This is a genomic window from Mycolicibacterium frederiksbergense, from assembly GCF_012223425.1.
GTDB lineage: Bacteria > Actinomycetota > Actinomycetes > Mycobacteriales > Mycobacteriaceae > Mycobacterium > Mycobacterium frederiksbergense.
Genome location: NZ_CP038799.1, coordinates 2064267 through 2083735, shown reverse-complemented (window position 1 = coordinate 2083735; position 19469 = coordinate 2064267). Strand labels below are relative to the sequence as shown.

The window sequence follows — 19469 nt, the reverse complement described above, 5'->3', positions numbered from 1 at the left end:
CATCCAATGATGCAGGTGTGGCGCGATCATTGTGTGGCTGCGTGCGCTCGTCTCGACGGCGCCTGATACCGCCGAAATCCGGTGGGGAGTAGGGCGTTCTATCACGGCTGCAGGTGTGGTGGTTTCGCGCCGTCGCCAGCGGCCTCGACGTTCACCGTCCGCCTCGGGACGCGCGGCGCAGTGCGCGGCAGATGGTGTCGGACTCCTCGGTGCCGATCTGCTCCAAGAAGTACTTGAGCACGAGGTCGGGTCGCCCGCCACCGGCTAACGCGGCGCTCATGAGTTGCGCGCTGTGCTCCTCGCGGGTCAACCTCGCCCGGTACCGGTAAGCTCGCCCCTCGCGCTCCCTGGTCAGACACCCCTCGGTGTGGAGGTTGTCCACGGTCGACATGACCGTGGTGTAGGCGATGTCCCCGCTGGACCGCGCGGACCGACATCGAGTTCAAGTCCGCAGGTCGAGTGCTGACCCATTGTGAGATGACAACCCACGGGCTAGTATTTGCATACCACCGGGGGGTATAACAGTCGGCGGAAGGGTTGGATGCAAATGGGCGAGAAGGTGCGCCGGATGCTCCGTAGTGCGACGGCGCGGTCGGTCGCCAAGTGCATTGCTCTGTGTGCGCTGGGCGGCATCACCAGCGGGCGCCGTGCCATCGCGGCGGACAAGGGAAAGTCCTGCTGCGGCTGACGGCTGCGCGATGGGCGGCGGTCGCTAACAGAAGCGCCACAGCATCACCGGTGACAGGCGGACCATCAAATCGCCCTAGGTGGCTATTTGAGGTTGCTTCGCCGCTGCGTTTGGTGGGGCTGAGTTTCCGGGTCGGACGTGGTGGCGAGAAATTCCTCGATTTCCGAGGCGAAGGCATGTGCCATGTCGTCAGCGTTGACCAGCAGGTCGGACATGGTGGCCCGCGCCAAAAATTCCATCGGACGGACGTCGGCGAGCGAACGCGCCAAGTGCGTGGGATGACGTGTGTCATCGCCGGCAATGATGAGGGTCGGAGTGTCGATGCGCCGGAGTTCTTCGACTATCGCGACGGCGCGGTCATTGCCGATTGCCACTGCGGCAGCCGCGCTTTGGGCGTCAGCGCGCGGAATAGCCTCGGTGACGAGGTTAGTTATGAGCGGCTGGAGGTGAGGAATGAACAGCTCCCACGCGGCCTGTAAGCCGCGAGAGCGGGCGCGATCGGCGAACTGGCTCGTCAGCCTTTTGTCTGCGGCTTTTTTCCCTGTCGTCTTCAATAGCTTCAGCGCTGATGACGACTGCCGACCGGGCGATTCGGGGATGTTGGAGGCATGATCGCCTTGGTGTCCGTGACGTATTGATCCCACCGGTGCAACGCCGGGTCGGGGCAACGCGATGCTCCGTACCCTCGAATGTCTGGCAGCGCAACGCGATACCGACCAGCAAGGCGGCCAGCAAGCCGACACATGCTGTGGTGATCGGGCAGCCCACCGCCGTGCAACATGATGACCAGCTTGCCGTGGCCGACGACCTCGCCCATCAGTGGCCAGCCATCGTTCCCGACGTGCAACGTTCGCATCACCAACCGTCTCGCCCTTCGTAGGGATACCCCGATAAGCATTGACGGTCATCAAAGCCGCGGAGAACTGCCCCTTGTGCCGTACCCCGTGGGGGTATAGCCTAGGTACACATACCCGGTAGGGGTATAAACGGTAAGCGAAGTTAGGAGTTCAGTCATGGGTACGAGCAAGTACGCCGTCACGGGGATGAGCTGCGGGCATTGCGAGGCATCCGTACGCGAGGAGGTCGGCGGCGTCGCCGGGGTCCGAGATGTCGAGGTAAGCGCCAAGACCGGCGCGCTCACCGTGACATCTGACGGGTCTGTCGATGACGCGCAGGTTGTGGCTGCCGTAGCCGAGGCCGGCTACTCGGCGGTGCGGGTCGCATGAACGCCGCGGGACGACTGGCCGCCTTCTGCGTGGTAATGGTCGTAGCTTTCGGTGCCGCCTACGCCACCGCGGCGGCCGTCGTTCCCGCCCCCGCAGCCCAAGGGAACGCCAGCTCGACGGCAAAACCTCTCGCCAGCAACGAGCCGCCGGCGCCGGGCGCCATGCCGGTCGGGGACCCCGCAGGGTTGTCGCTCGCTCGGGACGGTTATCAGCTGCTGCCGGTGCGAGCGCCACGCACCGTCGATGCCCGAGGCATCCTGAGCTTTTCGATCCTGGACTCCTCGGGAGAGCCGCTGCGGGACTACGACACCGTTCACGACAAGCAGTTACACCTGATCGTCGTGCGTTCTGACGGAAGTCATTACGCCCATGTGCATCCGATCCTGGATCCCCGAAGCGGCACGTGGTCCATTCCGTGGACCTGGAAAGCCGCAGGCAGCTACCGGGTCTTCGCGGACTTCGCGCCCACGGGCGGGAGCCAGCGCACGCTCACTCGTACCGTTGAGGTGGCTGGAACATTTGCGCCCTTGCCGGCTTCAGACCCGCGCACGGTGGACCGGGTCGGCGGATACACCGTAGAGCTACAGGGAACCATGACCGCGGGGACATCAGCACAGCTCACCGCCCGCATCACCCGCGACGGCCAGCCCGTGACCGCGTTGCAACCGTATCTGGGTGCGTTCGGGCACCTTGTCGCGCTCCGTGAAGGCGACCTTGCCTACCTGCATGTACATCCCGAAGGCGCTGTGCCGTCACCGGGGGACCACGGTGGACCAACGGTGCCGTTCGCGGCCACCGCACCCACCGCCGGCCGTTACTTGCTTTATCTCGACTTCCAAATACAGGACACAGTGCACACCGCGACATTCGCTGTTGATGCCACCCGCAGCGGCCTCGGCGCTACCGCACCGACAGCAGATCCGGATCACAGCGCCGGCCACAGCGGGCACTGACCGCGATACCGGCCCCCAGAAAAAAGGAGCATCCATGACGACATCGACACCGGTGTCCGCCGCGAGCATCGAGCTGAAGATCGGCGGCATGACGTGCGCCTCCTGCGCGAACCGAATTGAGCGCAGACTCAACAAGATCGACGGCGTCACCGCCTCGGTCAACTACGCGACCGAAAAGGCCGCTGTGGCGGTGCCCGACGGGTATGACCCGACGCAGCTGATCACTGCGGTGGAAGCGACCGGCTACACCGCCACACTGGCCGGGAGCACAGTAGAGACCACCGATGACACCTCCGCGAGCGAAGCCGACCCCGAACTGCTCGCGCTGCGTCACCGCCTCATCGCGGCCACCGCGTTGTCGGTGCCGGTCATCGCGATGGCGATGATCCCGGCCCTGCAATTCACCTACTGGCAGTGGGCATCACTGACTTTGGCAGCCCCGGTCGTCCTGTGGGCAGCGTGGCCGTTTCACCGTGCGGCGTGGGCCAACCTGCGCCACGGCAGCGCCACGATGGACACGCTGATCTCGATGGGCACCCTAGCGGCGTTCCTGTGGTCGCTCTACGCGTTGTTCCTCGGAACCGCAGGCGCGGCCGGAATGACGCACCCCTTCACGCTGACCTTGGCCCCCTCCCATGGCGCAGCCAACATCTACCTCGAAGTAGCCGCGGGGGTGACGACCTTCATCCTGGCCGGTCGCTACTTCGAGAAAAGGTCCAAGCGCCAGGCCGGCGCCGCGCTGCGCGCACTGTTGGAGCTGGGCGCTAAAGAAGTCTCGGTACTGCGCGACGGCACCGAAACCAAAATCCCCGCCGACCAGCTTGCCGCCGGCGACGAATTCGTCGTACGACCGGGGGAAAAGATCGCCACGGACGGCGTGGTGGTGTCCGGCACCTCAGCAGTTGACGCGTCCATGCTGACCGGCGAATCCGTCCCGGTCGAAGTCGGCACCGGCGACAACGTGGTGGGCGCCACGGTCAACGCCGGTGGCCGCCTGGTCGTGCGCGCCAGCCGTGTCGGTTCCGACACCCAGCTGGCTCACATGGCGAAACTGGTCGAGAACGCCCAAACCGGCAAAGCGGAAGTGCAGCGCCTGGCCGACCGGATCTCCGGGGTCTTCGTGCCGATCGTGATCGCCGTCGCGGTGATCACCCTCGGCGCGTGGCTCGGGGCTGGTTTCCCCGTCGCCGCCGCGTTCACCGCGGCCGTCGCGGTCCTGGTGATCGCCTGCCCGTGCGCGCTCGGACTGGCCACCCCCACCGCGCTGCTCGTGGGAACCGGTCGGGGCGCACAACTGGGCATTCTGATCAAAGGACCCGAGGTGCTGGAGTCCACCCGCACCGTGGACACCGTGGTACTGGATAAGACGGGCACCGTCACCACCGGGAAAATGGCCCTCGTCGACGTGGTCACGGCGCCGGGAACCACCCGCGGCGACCTGCTACGGCTGGCCGGTGCCATCGAAGACGCCTCCGAACACCCCATTGCCCAAGCGATCGCTATCGCGGCAAGAGACGAGACCGGAACACTTCCCACGGTCGAGGAATTCGCGAACGTGCAAGGCAAGGGCGTGCAGGGCGTCGTTGACGGGCACGCCGTCGTCGTCGGCCGAGAGACCTTGCTGGCCGACTGGGCACAACACCTCGATCCCGACTTGGTGCGGGCCAAGGCTCACGCCGAAACTGAGGGAAAGACCGTCGTCGCTGTCGGCTGGGATGGACAGGCCCGCGGCATCCTGGTCATCGCCGACACCGTCAAACCCACCAGCGCGCAGGCCATTGCGCAACTGAAGCAACTCGGGCTGACCCCTGTGCTGCTGACCGGAGACAACGAGGCCGTCGCCCGCCGCATCGCCGAGGACGTCGGAATCGACACCGTCATCGCCGAGGTCATGCCCGAAGGGAAGGTGCAGGTGATCACCAGGCTGCAGGCCGAAGGCAAGACCGTCGCGATGATCGGCGACGGTGTCAACGACGCTGCGGCTCTGGCTCAGGCCGACCTCGGTCTGGCCATGGGTACCGGCACCGACGTGGCGATCGAGGCTTCCGACATCACCCTGGTTCGCGGCGATCTGCGCAGCGCCGTCGACGCAATCCGGCTATCCCGCAGGACATTGTCAACCATCAAGACCAACCTGTTCTGGGCGTTCGCCTACAACGTCGCTGCCATCCCCGTGGCCGCCCTGGGCATGCTCAACCCCATGCTCGCCGGCGCGGCGATGGCCTTCTCCAGTGTGTTCGTCGTCACCAACAGCCTGCGCTTACGCGGATTTGCCAGCACCTTCAACCAGACAGACAGCGATAGAAAGGACAGTCGTCGTGACTGAACAACTGCAACGGGCCGGCTGCTGCTGCGCCGATGGCGAGGACAAGGCTGCGGCAGTAGCAGACATCCCTACTGCACCGAACCTGCTGGATATCGACTGGAGCAGCGCCGCCGCACCTCGACCTTCGAGCGTGAAAGCGAGGAATCAATGACCACCACAGACGGTACGGGCCAGTGCGCGACGACCGATGTCGGCCACCACGGCTACATCACGGACAAAGAGCGGTATCTCGCACGGCTCAAGCGGATCGAGGGCCAAGCCCGCGGAATCAGCCGGATGATCGAGCAGGACCGCTACTGCATCGACATCCTCACCCAGGTCGACGCTCTGACCAAAGCCTTGCAAGGGGTAGCACTCGGACTGCTCGACGACCACCTGCGCCATTGCGTCGCAAACGCCGCCGCCGCGGGCGGCCCCGCGGCAGACGCGAAACTGACCGAAGCAACCGAGGCGATCGCGCGGCTGGTGCGCTCCTAGCGTTTGCGAACCGCCCCAATGCCGCCGCGATCTACTCAAGGACACACATGACACACCACCCCGACCCCTCCGAAGCGACCCCCCACGCTGATCGGCACGCCGAACATGGCGGTCACCACGACCACGAGGCACGCGCGGCAGCCGACACGGAACAACACCACCAAGGGCACGGGGGTCACGGCGGCCATGGTGACCATGTCGCTCAGTTCCGAAAGCTGTTCTGGGTCAACATGATCATCGCCGTTCCGGTCGTGGCGTTCTCATCGATGTTCGCCATGCTCGTCGGCTACGACATTCCGCGTTTCACAGGTGCACAGTGGGTCGCACCCGTATTCGGCACCGTCATGTTCATCGTGGGCGGGCGCCCCTTCCTCACCGGCGCCGTCAGCGAAATCCGCACCCGCAAACCGGGAATGATGCTGCTGATCGGATTGGCCATCACAGTCGCGTTCCTCGCGTCGTGGGGTGCGAGCTTGGGCTTGCTGCACCACGAACTTGAATTTTGGTGGGAACTGGCCCTGCTCATCGTCATCATGTTGCTGGGGCACTGGGTGGAAATGCGCTCACTGGCCCAGACAACATCGGCGCTAGACACTTTGGCTGCCCTGCTGCCCGACGAAGCAGAGAAGGTCGAAGGCGAGCACACAGTCACAGTGTCCCCGGCAGAGCTGCGGGTCGGCGATGTGGTGGTGATTCGCCCGGGTGGAAGCGTTCCCGCCGACGGGACCATCGTCGACGGGCGCGCGGACATCGACGAGTCGATGGTCACCGGTGAATCCCGACCGGTCAGTCGCAGCGTCGGCGATGGCGTCACCGCAGGCACGGTGGCCACCGATTCCGGTCTGCGCGTACAGATCACCGCGACCGGCGACGATACCGCCCTCGCCGGTATCCAACGCCTGGTGACCGAAGCGCAGAACTCATCCTCACGAGCCCAACGCCTGGCCGACCGCGCCGCCGGCTGGTTGTTCTGGTTCGCGGTCGCCACCGCGGCCCTCACCGCGCTCGTTTGGGCCATCGTCGGGGACCCAGACGCTTCGGTCGTTCGCGCCATCACCGTCCTCGTGATCGCCTGCCCCCACGCGCTGGGCCTGGCCATCCCACTAGTCGTGTCCATCGCCACCGAACGGGCCGCCCGCGGCGGCGTGCTCATCAAAGACCGGCTCGCATTAGAGGGCATGCGCACCGTGAACGCGGTGCTCTTCGACAAGACCGGCACCCTGACAAAAGGCGAGCCCATTGTCACAGCGGTGCAGACCGTCGCCGACCACGATGAAGCAACCGTCCTCGCGCTGGCCGCCGCGGCAGAAACAGACAGTGAACACCCACTGGCCAAAGCCATCGTCAAAGCCGCCACCGACCGAGGTCTCAATGTTCCACGCGCCAGCGGCTTCACATCCTCGCCGGCCGTAGGCGTCAGCGCGTCCATCGACGGCCATCAAGTACGGGTGGGCGGCCCTCGACTGCTCGAAGAACTCGGTGAACCCGAAATCGAAGCAGCCGAGCAATGGCGCGCCCACGGCGCCATCATCCTGCACGTGGTCCGCGACGGGGTCGTCATCGGTGGTCTGAGCCTGGCCGACGAGGTACGCCCAGAATCTCGCGAGGCCGTCGATGCGCTGCACAAGCTCGGCGTCGAAGTCGTCATGATCACCGGCGACGCCGAAGCTGTCGCCAACACCGTCGGACAGGAACTAGGCGTCGACCGAGTCTTCGCCGGCGTCCGCCCAGAAGACAAAGCATCCAAAGTGGCGGCACTGCAGCACGAAGGCAAGAAAGTCGCCATGGTCGGCGACGGAGTCAACGACGCTCCCGCACTTGCGCAGGCCGACGTCGGCATCGCCATCGGCGCCGGAACCGATGTCGCGATCGCCTCCGCCGGAGTCATCCTCGCCAGCTCAGACCCGCGTTCGGTGCTCTCGGTGATCGAACTGTCCCGCGCCAGCTACCGCAAGATGAAACAGAACCTCTGGTGGGGCGCAGGCTACAACCTCATCTCGGTACCGCTGGCCGCCGGGATCCTGGCGCCCGTCGGCTTCGTACTGCCGATGTCAGTCGGCGCCATTCTCATGTCGCTGTCGACCATCGTCGTGGCGCTCAACGCACAGGTATTGCGGCGTCTGGACCTTCGACCCGAAGCCAGCGCCCAGGCCGTATTGCAGCGCTAGCCCCATCATGGTCCGCCAGCATCCCGAAGCCCCACAGCCCGAAGCAGGCTGCTGCGGTATCGCTAGTGTTCGTGGCTGGTGTCATCGTGCAGGGGCTGTGCCGGCGCTTCGATAATCGGCGGTGCCGCCGGCGAGACGGTGGCTTCGCCAGGCGGCGGGGCCTGCGGCGGCTGCACTGGTCTGACGTTCAGCGGAACGACCGGCGCCGGGCCGGGCTCGTGGCCGTGATGCCCCTCGGCGGAGCCGGCTTCGGTTCCGTGATGGCCGGCACCGGCCTCCGCAGGACCGTGATGATCGCCATGGCGCTGACCTGAAACGACGCCCACCGTCGACGCCAGCGCGACAACACTGACCGCTCCTAGTAACACCCCAGCACTCGTCAGCGCCGAAACCGGTTCGCCCTGCAACCCGCGATACCAGATCCAGCCAGCACCCATCACGATGTAGATCTGAAGCAACAAAGCACACAAATCAGCGCCCTGAACCAATTCCGGCTGACCGGCATGCGGACCGAACGGCGCGCCCACCGTGCGGGACAGAGCCCACAAGGCCACGGCCCCCACGTTGAGCAAGATCCCTGCAGCCAGTACCGGGGTGGTAGTCCTGACAAGCACCGCACGTGCCCAAACCAGCTGAAGCACAGCCAGTGCACCGAAAAACAGCCCCGACAGCGGCCATTGCTGCCAATGCGCCGGCACCACCGCAAAATGAACGATTGCGACCCCAAGAGAAGCTAGTGCGGCGCAACGAGCAGCCAACCTGCTGTCGGTTCTGGGAGCCGCCTTGATAGCCACCGTCCGATGATGGCACCACCATCACGGCAACCCAGCTAGGCGACACCACATCTCAACCTGACCGAGATTCTTCTGTCACGGGGCTGACGTCTACCGTGCCTCGGTTCTCGGCGGCACAAACGCCAGCCGCGCAGCGGCACGTTACTTGTCGCCACCGCACGTCATCGTCTGTTGGCGTCGCTTACCTGGGGCCACATCTTCATCAGATCTTTATGAGAAGTCGGACCAACCCATACTCGGGTGACTAACGCTGGGGCAGTGAACTTCCGCAGCGTGCGGCCGTTCATACGCGCCAGGCTGGTGGCGATGCCTTATGAAGTCGGGACTGAAGGCTTCGGCTTGCCATTGGTGGTCACAGCGACTTACTGGTTGACGCGTTCTCACTCGTACGGAAGGACACTCACCATGCGGTTCCGCGCCTCCCTGTCAACATTCGTCTTCGCGACGATTTTCGCTGTGTCGGCCGCTCTCGCTCCACCGGCTGTTGCCGCGATGGCTTGCGATCATCAATTCGGCTCGCCTCACCAACTGACCGACGCTGGAGGCGCTGTCGTCCAGGAGTGGATCGTCAGTGATCTTCGGACATCCGCTGCCGTGCTGCCCGGGTACGCGGCTCGCGGTCAAGTGTGGGAAGCATCCGCCACCGTCCGAGCGGCAAGCGGCACGGTGACTCCAATAATTCCGAACCTTTATGCCGTCACCGCAGACGGGCAGCGCTACCCCGTTCTGTGGCAGATCGCCAGCCCCCAAGGACTTCCGGCCAGTACCCTTGGCCAGGGCCAATCCTCGACTGGTGCACTCTACTTCGATGTCACCGGCTCAGAGCCCATGGCGGTCATCTACGACAACGGCACGACCAAGCTGATGTGGTGCTGCAACGGGTCCATGACAATGTCGATGGACAACTGTCCTATGTGCGCTGACATGCAAGGCCCCTGCCCCGGCTGTCGCGGAAAGATGTAGCCCTGCGGTCCTACCGGGCTAGTTCACCGGTGATGGCCGAGCGTGGCGTCGATTCCGTCGCGGCGGAATTGAACGAGGAGCCGGAAGCCCTCGTAGTGGCCCCGAGTCGAGACGGCGGAACGCGCGTTCGCCGCTTTTTCTAGAGAAGCAAGCCGCCGTGTTTCGCGGACTTGCCAAGCGGTCGCACGGCTTGGATGTTTTCGGCGTCTTCGCCGCGCCCCTAGGAGGTTTCGTGTTAAAGCGCGAAGATCAGCGGGCATCGGCATAGGTGTCATGAGTCCGACGGGATGTGCGGCCGGTATTGCCGACGGGATAGCGAGCCTGGAGCGGCAACGATCAGCCGCAGCACCTGTCCGAGTGCCTCTCGGCGGTCGTGCTGGCGCAGCACAAGTTGAGCATCGCGGCGTGATTGCACGTATGCAGCCACGGATCCGGCTGGGACACGATATGGGCGCGCTCCAGGTGGCGCCGCCGCACTACTAGGTCGTCGGCAGTGGCGGCAGGGTTCATTTCGGCGCGATAGAGCCCTCGCACGCTGTCGCTGACTCTTGTCATCACACTCACTCCCTTCTGTTGAGTGACATCGTGTTCACAGCAAGTTGGGTCGTCGCCCAGGGAAGTCGGTCACTTCCCGGTGTGGCTGATCCTCGGCGGGGCGCAGCAGTCGCAACCGTGGTCCACAGATGCAACTGCGGGCGTCGGGTCGGGGATCATCGGCCCACAGCAGGTGTCAGCGACCTGCTTGGGTGGGCCGATGTTGACGCCGTGAACCTGAGAGCTTCGCGGCGGGACGTTCACACCGGGCAAAGCGCGGGTGCGGGCGGCGCGGATGGCGTTGAGGATCACGAGCACTTCGGCGGACTCGTGGATGAACACCACGGTGGCAAGGCCGAGCACACCGAATGAAGCCAGCGGTATCAGGATGGTGATGATCGCCAGTGAGAACGCGATGTTCTGGACCATGATTCGCCGGGCCCGCCGTGAGTGTGCCAGCACTTGAGGTAGGTGGCGCAGGTCTTCACCCATCAGGGCCACGTCGGCGGTTTCAATCGCGACATCGGTGCCCATCGCGCCCATGGCGATACCGACATCAGCGGTGGCCAGAGCCGGTGCGTCGTTGACGCCGTCGCCGACCATAGCGATCGGGCGGCCCTTTGCGATCGTCGGTAGCAGGGCGGATTTGTCCTCGGGGAGTAGTTCTGCATGCACGGTGGTGATGCCGGCTTGGGTAGCCAGTGCCTGCGCGGTGCGGGTGTTGTCGCCAGTGAGCATCGCCACGGTGATGCCGAGTCGCTGTAACAGGCCAACGGCTTCAGCCGCTTCGGGGCGAAGCTCGTCGCGTACCGCGATCGCCGCGAGCACATTGCCGTCGCACGCCAGGACCACCACCGTGGCGCCAGCGGCCTGCAGCCGCTCGATCTCCCCGGCCAGGATTCCTGGCGTGACCCACGAGGGTTTACCCAGGCGCAGGTGGTGCTCACCGAGGCGGCCGTGCAGTCCGTGACCCGGCACGGAAGTGACGTCGCTGGCCACCGGAGCATCGGGTGAAGCGGCCAGAATCGCCTGCGCCAGAGGGTGTTCGCTGCGTGCCTCAAGCGCTGCGGCAAGTTTCAGCGCGTCTGCGGCGCCAACGCCGTCCACGGTGACAACCTCGACCACCTGTGGTTGATTGCGGGTAAGGGTGCCGGTCTTATCCAGTGCGATGACTTTGATCCGGCCCAGCTCTTCGACTGCCGCACCGCCCTTGATCAGGGCGCCCTGACGACTGGCAGCGCCGATGGCCGCGACGACCGTCAGCGGCACCGCGATGGCCAGCGCACACGGCGACGCGGCGACAAGCACAACCAGCGCCCGCTCCAGCCAGAGCATCGGGTCGCCGAAGAGCGCACCGGCCGCAGCGATCAGCGCGGACAAAATCATGATCGCCGGAACCAGTGGGCGGGCGATGCGGTCGGCAATCCGCTGGCCTGCCCCCTTGCGTTCCTGGGCATCTTCGACGATATGGACGATGCGAGCAAGTGAGCTGTCCGCAGCCAGCGCGGTCACCTCGACCTCAATTGCGCCGCCGCCATTGATCGCACCGGCGTGGATCTCACTGCCAGGTCCGGCTTCCACCGGAACCGATTCGCCGGTGATGGCCGACAAATCAAGACTGGTCTGACCGGATCGGATGAACCCGTCTGTAGCAGCTCTCTCGCCGGGGCGGATCACCATGACATCGCCGACGACCAGATCATCGGGTGCCACGGTGATTTCGCTGCCGCCGCGAATAACCGATGCCTTCGGCGGCACCAACGCCAGCAGCGAACGCAGGCCCCGCCGTGTCCGGCTCACGGCATAATGTTCCAAACCTTCAGCGATCGAGAAAAGGATGCCAAGCAGCGCCGCCTCCGCGAACTGCCCCAGCGCGACGGCACCGATCGCGGCGATCATCATCAACGTGCCCACACCGATACGCCCATGGCGAAGGTTGCGTACTGCATCTGGGACGAAGGTCGAGGCCGCGGCACACACCGCGATCAACTCCACGGCAACTGCGGCATCGTCGTACCCGATCCGCCCCACGATCCAGCCCGCACCCAACAGAAGCGCGGCTAGCGTTGCCAGCTGCAGTTCCCGTACTTGCCAGAGCTCTTCGGGACCTGAGTCCAGTTCGGCGAGGTCCTGGGGGCCGCAGCACGCGTCAGACACGATCAGTCACCCTTTCCGCCGGGGCCGGCACGTTGCCCAGGACGGCAGCCGTCAGCTGGCGACCGCGCTCGGTCAGCCGGTACATGACCAATTTGCCCTGGCGGCGTGACGAGACCAAGGAGGCATTCTTGAGCTGGCGCAGATGGTGGGACACCAGTCCCTGCGACAACCCGACCACCCAGGCCACATCGCAAACACACAGCTCGTCGCCGGTAACGAGCGCCGCGGCGATGGCCAACCTGGTGGCGTCTCCCAGACCGCGCGAAGCCGCTGCGGCCGCTTGCACGGTTTCGGCGTCGGGCACGGTGGCGCGAATATGCTCCGCATGAGGCAGGTCTAGGCAGAGAAGTTCGCAAGTAGCCACCGGCTCAATCATACGAACATACTAAAGTATGTTGATATATGAAGCCACTCGTGGCTCGGCGCCCTAGGCGATGCGGCCCGATGACGGTCAACTAAACTACGTAGCATCTCAGTAGATAAGCCTGCAACGAGCACGCGAATGCTCGGCCCGGAAACTGCAGAAAGAGGTGCGTACCCGCATGCTTAGAACCGCCGGCCTCGCGGGACGCGCAGCGTCACCGACTCTGCCTCGACGGCGCACCCTAGTGGTCTGTCTGTGAATTAATCTGGTAGTTTGTAGTATGCCTGTTATGACAGCTGTCGCGTTGCCGGTCAGTGATGCGCAGCGTGCGGAGTTGGAGCGGATGGCGGCCTCGACGTCGTTGCCGCATCGGCAAGTGGTGCAGGCGCAGGCGCTGCTGTGGGCTGCTGACGGGGTGGCTAACGAGCAGATCGCGCGGCGCAGCGGTGTGGACTCGGACACGGTGCGGCGCTGGCGTTCCAGGTTCGCCCAGGAGGGGATCGAGGGGGTGGGCCGGATCGCCAAAGGGCGTGGACGTAAGTCGAGTCTGCCGGCGGGCACGGTCGAAGAAGTATTGAGGCTGACCCATCAGGGGCGACCTGCCGACGGCTCGACGCATTGGAGTACCCGCACGTTGGCTGCCCGGGTCGGGATCGGCAAGGACTCGGTGGCCAAGATCTGGGCCGATCACAAGCTCAAGCCGTGGAAGGTCGAAACCTTCAAGGTCAGCAACGATCCGCGGTTTGAGGAGAAGCTGGTCGATGTCGTTGGGCTGTACATGAATCCACCCGCGCGGGCGGTGGTGTTCAGCTTCGATGAGAAAACCCAGTGCCAGGCGTTGGACCGTACTCAACCATCGTTACCGATGAAGGCCGGCCGCGCCGGAACCATGACCCATGACTACAAGCGCAACGGCACCATCGACTTGTTCGCCGCGATGAACGTCGCTACCGGCGAGGTCCTGACCGACCTGCGCAAAGGCCACACCGGTGCGGACGTGTTGCGGTTCTTCAAGCAGATCGACGCCAGCGTCGCGCGTGGACTCTCTGTACACGTCGTTCTGGATAACCTGTCAGCGCATTCCACGCCTGAGATCGCGAAGTGGTTGGCGCACAAGGATCGTCGCCGCTGGCACATGCATCCCACCCCGACCTCGAGCTCGTGGCTGAACCTGATCGAGCGATGGTTCAAAGAACTCACCGACAAACGTTTGCGCCGCGGAACCTTCACCAGCGTCGCCGAACTCTCCGAAGCCATCATCGCCTGGGCCACCCATTGGAACGCCGATCCCAAACCCTTCATCTGGAAAGCCCCGCCGAGGACATCATCACCAAAGTCCGACGCGGCAGAGCCTCTCTCCACCAGGTCAATACGCAGACGGACCACTAGGTGGTATAGCTACAGCCGGGCCGGTAGGTCGCACAGTAAGCGGGGTCGGCGATAACGTCGCCGGTAGTGCCGGTGCCGCTGGGACGACATGACACGAAGCCTTGTGGTGTACCTGCGCAGCGCTTGGCGCAAGCTGACCTCGATGGGCACTGCTTTGGTCTTGTTGTTCTTGCTGGCGTTGGCGGCAATACCGGGTGCGTTGTGGCCGCAGCGCGCCGTCAATCCGACGACGGTGGCAGGCTATATCGCGGACAATCCCAGAGTCGGACCGTGGTTGGACCGGTTTCAGGTGTTCGACGTGTTCTCCAGCATATGGTTCACATCGATCTACATCCTATTGTTCGTATCCTTGATTGGTTGTCTGACAGCACGTTTGGCCGATTATGGCCGAGGTTTGAGAGCGGTACCGGTCCCTGCTCCACGTAACCTCTCACGGCTGCCGAAGTATCGACGTGTCGTCGCCGAGGGCGATCCTTGGCAGCGTGCGCGCGAGGTTCGTGCCGGACTGCGGGGTTGGCGTGCGGTCACCCGTCGCGGCGCGGACGGCGTCGAGATCGCTGCTGAGCGCGGATACTTGCGAGAAGCCGGGAACCTGATATTTCACTTCTCACTGATCGGCCTGCTGATTTCGCTCGCAGCCGGCAAGCTCTACGCCTACGAAGGCAATGTCATTGTGATCGCCGATGGGGGGCCGGGATTTTGTTCTGCGTCGGCCGCGGCATTCGACGCATTCCGGCCAGGGACGACAGTCGACGGCACGGAGTTGTTCCCGATGTGTGTGCGTGTGAATGGTTTTGAGGCCGATTTCCTGCCCAACGGGCAGGCCGTGGGATTCGCTGCGGATATCGATTACCAAGCCGGTGATGACCTCACCTCCAACGTGTGGCAACCGTATCGATTGCAGGTCAATGATCCACTTCGGGTGGGCGGTGTGCGGTTGTACCTGCTGGGCCATGGCTATGCCCCGACGTTCACCGTCACGTTTCCCGACGGGCAGTCGCGTACTCAGACGCTGCAGTGGCAGCCTGAAGATCTGCAGACGTTGCTGTCATCGGGCGCGATGCGTTTCGATCCGCCGGCGCGCAGTTTTCCTGACGATGACGAGCGCCGCAAGAATCAGATCGCGATCGAAGGTTTGCTGGCTCCGACCGAGCAGCTCGACGGCAAGCTTCTTTCGTCAGCGTTCCCTGCCCCTAACGATCCCGCCGTGGCGGTGGACGTCTACAAGGGCGATACCGGAATGGACTCCGGGAGGCCGCAATCGATCTTCTCCCTGGACCAGCGCATGATCGGACAGGGGAGGCTTGAGCGGATGGAGCGGGTCAATCTGCGCCTCGGCGAGCAGGTCAGGCTCAAGGACAACACCGTGGTCCGCTTCGACGCGGTGACTGACTTTGTGAGCCTGCAGCTGTCCTATGACCCGGCCCAGATCTGGGTGCTGGTGTTCGCCATCACCATGATGGCCGGTCTTCTGGTGTCGCTCATTGTTCGACGCCGCAGAGTGTGGGTCAAAATCCGCCACTCGGCCACCTCCGGCCTGGTGTCCATCGAGTTCGGCGGGCTGGCGCGAACGGACAATGCCGGGTGGGGCGAGGAGTTCGACCGCTTGGTCACCCGCTTGGTGCCGGATGCGCACTCCGCCGGTGAAACTCGTGCCCGGCACCGTACGGACACGGTCCAATGAAAGCTGTGGCGAGTCGACAAGCTGCGGTGACAGCCACGCTGGTGACGGTGGCGGTATTGGCCGGCATGACCGCTGCCGCAATCGGGTCGTGGTCGCTGGACGAGGTGTTGACCGCGACGGGCCTGCCTGATTCGGGGCCGGTGACCACACTGGGCTTGCCGGCGGCCCGCGCTATCGGAGAGGTCGCCGCCGTGGTGGCTGTCGGCGCGTTCCTGTTTGCGGCGTTTCTTGTGCCCCCGCAGCCCAGCGGGGTGCTCGATGTGGCGGGCTACCGTGCGGTCCGGCTGGGCGCCGCTGCCTCTGGGGTGTGGGCGGCCAGCGCCATCCTGTTGGTTGCTTTGTCTGTTTCCGATGTTTCAGGCCGACCGGTCACCGCGCTCACGCCGGCGCAGATCTGGAGTGCCGCGGGCATGGTGGAAACGACGAACGCCTGGCGTTGGACTGCCGCACTGGCCGCGACGGTGGCGGCGCTCAGTAGCGTTGTGCTGCGCTGGAAATGGGTTCCCGTCTGCTTGGGTATCGCCTTGCTGACTTTGGTGCCCATCGGACTGTCGGGGCACTCTTCCTCCGGTGGTGCGCACGATATGGCCACGAACAGTCTGCTCATTCACCTGGGAACAGGGGCCGTCTGGATGGGTGGGCTACTGGCGGTACTCTGCTACGGCATCCGCCACGGCGAACACCTCGCCCTGGCTGTTCGCCGGTTTTCTTCGCTGGCCTTGTGGTGCTTCGTCGCAATAGGCTTCAGTGGCCTGATCAATGCCGGCATCCGGGTGGGGATCAGCGACCTCGACAGTCGGTACGGCCTGTTGGTTGCCGGAAAGTTGGCCGCGCTCGCAGCACTCGGTGTGTTCGGCTGGAGACAACGACGCTCAGGTATTGCTGCTTTGCGATCCGATCCAACTGCACGCGGCCCGATGATGCGCCTGGCGCTGGCAGAGGCGGTGATTTTTGGTGTTGCAGTAGGAATTGCGGTCGGACTCGGTCGGACGCCGCCACCACCGGTGGCGCAGTCGGAACCGGGCCCGACCGAGGCTGCGATCGGTTTCGTCCCGGCCGGGCCCCCGAATGTTTGGCGGATGATGGGGGACTGGCGTTTTGACCTGTTCTTCGGTACGGCCGCGGTCGTCATGGCCGCGGTGTATGTCATCGCCGCGTACCGCCTGCGCCGCCGTGGTCACGGGTGGCCATGGTCGCGTACCGGGTGCTGGGTGCTGGGCTGCGCGGTGTTGCTGTTGGCGACTTCGTCGGGACTCGGTACCTACATGCCGGTCGATTTCAGCATCCAGATGCTCGTCTTGATGTTGCTGTCCACCGTTGTGCCGGTCCTGCTGGTTACTGGTGCCCCCGGCAGGCTGGCGTTGCTGACGCTGCCGAGGGCCGACGCTGGGGCGCCGCCCGGGCGCCGGGAGTGGCTGGTGGCGGCGGCGGGGTCATCGCTGATGCGGTTCCTCCTCCGACCGGTCGTCGCTTCGCTGATTTTCGGCTCGAGCATTGCCGTGCTGTTGCTCGGCGGGCTGTTCGCCATCGCCGTCGGCAAGCACTCCACGCACCTGCTGATGAATGGCTATGTGCTGGGCAGCGGTTGGCTCTTCTTCGAATCGGTCCTCGGCCAGCGCGGCAGGCACCGACCAGCGTCGGCCGTGGTTGCGACGCTCGGCGCACTGGCCGTCTATCTGGGTGCTGGTCTGATGACGGCGCACCGAGCCGACATCATCGGAGAAGCCTATTATCGGTCACTGCAACTGCCCTGGCCGGTCGATCTTCTGCAGGACCAACGCCAAGGCGGATACGTCGTTGCGGCTGGTGCGACGATCACGGCAGCCGCATTGACACTCGCGCTGTGGCGGCGCGCGACCACGGCCGCGTCCGGGCGCACCCGGCCGGATCCCTCGGGTGCGGCGGCGAGCTCAGCCAAGTGATGAACACCTCGTTGGCGACTTCAACTACGGCGCATTCTATTGGGCGGCAGCATGTTCGACTTTGTCTGGTTATGAAGCGCTCTGTCGGCGTGGCCGCGCGCATGCGGACGAGGGCCTTGTAACAGCGCTGGCGTAGCTGAACGCAGGCCGCGATGACCTGTGTCGGCAAAAGTTGAGGTCATCGGGCTGTGTGCGCACGCCTGGTGGGTCAGGTTGGCGCTCAGTAGTCGATCAGCCGGACAACATGGGTCGTCATGCCACTGGATCGCACGGGAGCAATCCGCACCTGGGACCCGGTGAACGGCGATTCCAGCATCTGCCCTTGTCCGAGATAGATGGCAACGTGCTGGCTACCGCCGGGGCCCCAGAAGATGAGATCACCACGTCGCATTTGCGCGACGGGAACACGGCGCCCACGGTCGTATTGAGCTCCCGAGTATTTCGGGAGGTTGATACCGACGCCGGCGAAAGCAAACACCATCAGGCCTGAACAGTCGAAGCCGACTGTCCCTGCACCTTGATCGATTCCTCGTGTCGGTCCGGCGGCATTGCCGCCACCCCAGGAGTAGGGAACGCCCAACTGTGACATTCCTCTGCGGATGGCGAACTCCACCGCCTGTTGGCCATAGAGCCGTGGAATCCGGCCGGGTGTCGCTGCCGTCGACGGTGCCGGGCTCGGGATGAGACCCAATTTGGACAGGAACCGCCGGCCCAGATCCGCAGTGAGCTGCGCGGAGGCCGCGGAGACTTGCAAGACGGAGTTGACGATGGCTACCGGATCACTTAAATCGGCACGAGGCACAGCTGGTTTCGAGGTGTCCCAGCCGGTGTCGCTGTGGGGTGCGGGGTATTGGGTATCCCAGCTGCCAGGTTGCGGTGCCGACTGCCCGGTAGGCGAGGAGGCGGGCTCGTCCGCTGGTGCCGATGAGCGGCGGACCTGTTGCAGGCGTTGACGTGCGAGGCGAGCTGTGCTGGCTGCGGCGCCGATCTGTTCTTCTTTGGTGGTGAACGCCGCTTCGGTGGCGCGCAGGGCCTGGACGGCCTCGTCGTAGCGGGCCTGGGCATCGCGTGCGGCCTGATCGGCGCGTTCTTGGGCCAGGCGGGCCATTGACTGCGCATTGGTCTGGGTGACCCGCGTTCGCTGCAGGACTCCTCGCGCCTCGGAGAAGGCCAGCCCCATTGCCTGCTGGGCCGCTGCCGTGGACATCGCCTGCTCGGGACTTGATGGCACCAGCGGCCATTGGGCCGGTCCGCGTACGTACTGGGCGGCAGCGAAATCGTCGAACCGTTGCTGAGCGCGCTCGACGACATCGGTGGCACCCTGGGTTTCGCGCTGCGCGGAGTCGAGTGTGAGTTGCGCGGCGCCGGCGGCTTCACGCGCGCTTTGGACCTGATGGAGCGCTTTCATGACTGATTCTTGCTGGTTGTGGACCTCAGCCTGCAGCGTGGCCAATTGCTCGTCGGCTCGCGCGACATCGCCGACCAGTCTGGCGATGACGTCCGGTGGCGGGCTGTCGGGTTCGGCAATGGCAATCGCCTGACCACTGGCCACCAGCATCGAGACCAGAGGCGTCGCCACAGCGAGAAGCAGCGGTCTTCTCAGGAAGCCCATGGGCGCGCCTTCCACCGGTCGCCAGCAGCATCAACTACTGAGTAACTACGTATTACGGAGGAGCGTATAACACTGGCGCCTCACTGATCACATCTGTCACAGAGCTGTGACCTGACGCCGTAAAGCATTGGGTGGCAAAGGTATCGCCGCAAGTCAAAAGCGCCGCCTGTGCCATACAGGCGTCGCCTACCGGACATGCCGTTCGCGCGCAG

At 64.7% G+C, this 19469-nt stretch carries 15 protein-coding genes and 3 pseudogenes; 11 read left to right on the top strand and 7 right to left on the bottom strand.

What is annotated here, in order from left to right; all coding sequences use genetic code 11:
• Positions 1 to 151: 151 nt before the first annotated feature.
• Positions 152 to 412 (bottom strand): annotated as a pseudogene (locus EXE63_RS13065) (BlaI/MecI/CopY family transcriptional regulator); the annotation flags it as partial.
• Positions 413 to 547: 135 nt separating this feature from the next.
• On the opposite strand from EXE63_RS13065, the gene EXE63_RS13060 reads away from it, so the two are divergent.
• Complete coding sequence (locus EXE63_RS13060) at positions 548 to 688, top strand: hypothetical protein (protein WP_168142293.1); 141 nt, start codon at positions 548 to 550, stop codon at positions 686 to 688.
• Between the two features lie 83 nt (positions 689 to 771).
• Here EXE63_RS13060 and EXE63_RS13055 read toward each other — a convergent pair whose 3' ends face one another.
• Positions 772 to 1332, bottom strand: a complete 561-nt coding sequence (locus EXE63_RS13055) for a hypothetical protein (RefSeq protein ID WP_230022958.1) — start codon at positions 1330 to 1332, stop codon at positions 772 to 774.
• 369 nt (positions 1333 to 1701) lie between these two features.
• Here EXE63_RS13055 and EXE63_RS13050 point away from each other — a divergent pair, with 369 nt between their 5' ends.
• From EXE63_RS13050 to EXE63_RS13025, 6 genes are read left to right on the top strand one after another with little or no spacing between them, the layout of a single operon-like run.
• A complete protein-coding gene (locus EXE63_RS13050) occupies positions 1702 to 1914 on the top strand; it encodes a heavy-metal-associated domain-containing protein (protein ID WP_062657502.1) in 213 nt (70 codons plus the stop codon).
• Positions 1911 to 2867 (top strand): DUF8832 domain-containing protein, encoded by a 957-nt coding sequence (locus EXE63_RS13045; RefSeq protein WP_062657503.1) that lies wholly within the window; start codon positions 1911 to 1913, stop codon positions 2865 to 2867. The genes EXE63_RS13050 and EXE63_RS13045 overlap by 4 nt, the downstream gene beginning before the upstream one ends.
• Before the next feature lie 34 nt (positions 2868 to 2901).
• Positions 2902 to 5193 carry a heavy metal translocating P-type ATPase gene (locus EXE63_RS13040; protein ID WP_062657504.1) on the top strand — a complete coding sequence of 764 codons (2292 nt, stop codon included), beginning with the start codon at positions 2902 to 2904 and terminating at the stop codon, positions 5191 to 5193.
• On the top strand, positions 5186 to 5344 hold the full coding sequence (locus EXE63_RS13035; RefSeq protein WP_165605343.1) for a hypothetical protein: 159 nt from the start codon (positions 5186 to 5188) through the stop codon (positions 5342 to 5344). The genes EXE63_RS13040 and EXE63_RS13035 overlap by 8 nt, the downstream gene beginning before the upstream one ends.
• Positions 5341 to 5670, top strand: a complete 330-nt coding sequence (locus tag EXE63_RS13030; RefSeq protein ID WP_062657505.1) for a metal-sensitive transcriptional regulator — start codon at positions 5341 to 5343, stop codon at positions 5668 to 5670. The genes EXE63_RS13035 and EXE63_RS13030 overlap by 4 nt, the downstream gene beginning before the upstream one ends.
• Positions 5671 to 5717: 47 nt before the next feature.
• The gene (locus EXE63_RS13025) at positions 5718 to 7838 is read left to right on the top strand and encodes a heavy metal translocating P-type ATPase (protein ID WP_168142292.1); all 2121 of its coding nucleotides are present in this window, start codon (positions 5718 to 5720) and stop codon (positions 7836 to 7838) included.
• Between the two features lie 62 nt (positions 7839 to 7900).
• On the opposite strand, the gene EXE63_RS13020 is transcribed toward EXE63_RS13025, so the two are convergent.
• Entirely contained in the window at positions 7901 to 8632 is a 732-nt protein-coding gene (locus EXE63_RS13020) for a hypothetical protein (RefSeq protein ID WP_168142291.1), read from the bottom strand.
• Positions 8633 to 9037: 405 nt separating this feature from the next.
• On the opposite strand from EXE63_RS13020, the gene EXE63_RS13015 reads away from it, so the two are divergent.
• Positions 9038 to 9595 carry an MPT63 family protein gene (locus tag EXE63_RS13015; protein ID WP_062657519.1) on the top strand — a complete coding sequence of 186 codons (558 nt, stop codon included), beginning with the start codon at positions 9038 to 9040 and terminating at the stop codon, positions 9593 to 9595.
• Between the two features lie 233 nt (positions 9596 to 9828).
• Here the strand turns inward: EXE63_RS13015 and EXE63_RS32915 are convergent.
• The 3 genes and pseudogenes from EXE63_RS32915 to EXE63_RS13000 form a co-directional block, all read right to left on the bottom strand.
• A pseudogene (locus EXE63_RS32915) lies at positions 9829 to 10150 on the bottom strand (DUF3703 domain-containing protein); the annotation flags it as partial.
• A 69-nt stretch (positions 10151 to 10219) separates the two neighbouring features.
• Positions 10220 to 12286, bottom strand: coding sequence for a heavy metal translocating P-type ATPase (locus tag EXE63_RS13005; protein ID WP_062657508.1), 2067 nt, complete (start codon positions 12284 to 12286; stop codon positions 10220 to 10222).
• A complete protein-coding gene (locus EXE63_RS13000; RefSeq protein ID WP_062657509.1) occupies positions 12279 to 12662 on the bottom strand; it encodes an ArsR/SmtB family transcription factor in 384 nt (127 codons plus the stop codon). Before EXE63_RS13000 ends, EXE63_RS13005 begins: the two co-directional genes overlap by 8 nt.
• A 277-nt stretch (positions 12663 to 12939) precedes the next feature.
• On the opposite strand from EXE63_RS13000, the pseudogene EXE63_RS12995 reads away from it, so the two are divergent.
• The 3 genes and pseudogenes from EXE63_RS12995 to EXE63_RS12985 all read left to right on the top strand — a co-directional run bounded on the left by EXE63_RS12995 (position 12940) and on the right by EXE63_RS12985 (position 17645).
• Positions 12940 to 14039 (top strand): annotated as a pseudogene (locus tag EXE63_RS12995) (IS630 family transposase).
• An 88-nt stretch (positions 14040 to 14127) separates the two neighbouring features.
• Entirely contained in the window at positions 14128 to 15723 is a 1596-nt protein-coding gene (resB, locus tag EXE63_RS12990; RefSeq protein WP_062657510.1) for a cytochrome c biogenesis protein ResB, read from the top strand.
• Positions 15724 to 15788: 65 nt separating this feature from the next.
• On the top strand, positions 15789 to 17645 hold the full coding sequence (locus EXE63_RS12985; protein ID WP_230022986.1) for a bifunctional copper resistance protein CopD/cytochrome c oxidase assembly protein: 1857 nt from the start codon (positions 15789 to 15791) through the stop codon (positions 17643 to 17645).
• 220 nt (positions 17646 to 17865) lie between these two features.
• Here the strand turns inward: EXE63_RS12985 and EXE63_RS12980 are convergent, their stop codons facing one another.
• Positions 17866 to 19272: an NlpC/P60 family protein gene (locus EXE63_RS12980; protein WP_436277748.1), complete on the bottom strand. Its 1407-nt coding sequence runs from the start codon at positions 19270 to 19272 to the stop codon at positions 17866 to 17868.
• Positions 19273 to 19469: the final 197 nt, after the last annotated feature.

Bases quoted from the DNA above. Each gene is read 5' to 3' on its own strand.
- EXE63_RS13040 (WP_062657504.1), top strand. From the start codon at position 2,902: ATGACGACATCGACACCGGTGTCCGCCGCGAGCATCGAGCTGAAGATC.
- EXE63_RS13000 (WP_062657509.1), bottom strand. From the start codon at position 12,662: ATGATTGAGCCGGTGGCTACTTGCGAACTTCTCTGCCTAGACCTGCCT.
- EXE63_RS13060 (WP_168142293.1), top strand. From the start codon at position 548: ATGGGCGAGAAGGTGCGCCGGATGCTCCGTAGTGCGACGGCGCGGTCG.
- EXE63_RS13030 (WP_062657505.1), top strand. From the start codon at position 5,341: ATGACCACCACAGACGGTACGGGCCAGTGCGCGACGACCGATGTCGGC.
- EXE63_RS12985 (WP_230022986.1), top strand. From the start codon at position 15,789: ATGACCGCTGCCGCAATCGGGTCGTGGTCGCTGGACGAGGTGTTGACC.
- EXE63_RS13015 (WP_062657519.1), top strand. From the start codon at position 9,038: ATGCGGTTCCGCGCCTCCCTGTCAACATTCGTCTTCGCGACGATTTTC.
- EXE63_RS13025 (WP_168142292.1), top strand. From the start codon at position 5,718: ATGACACACCACCCCGACCCCTCCGAAGCGACCCCCCACGCTGATCGG.
- EXE63_RS13045 (WP_062657503.1), top strand. From the start codon at position 1,911: ATGAACGCCGCGGGACGACTGGCCGCCTTCTGCGTGGTAATGGTCGTA.
- resB (WP_062657510.1), top strand. From the start codon at position 14,128: ATGACACGAAGCCTTGTGGTGTACCTGCGCAGCGCTTGGCGCAAGCTG.
- EXE63_RS13050 (WP_062657502.1), top strand. From the start codon at position 1,702: ATGGGTACGAGCAAGTACGCCGTCACGGGGATGAGCTGCGGGCATTGC.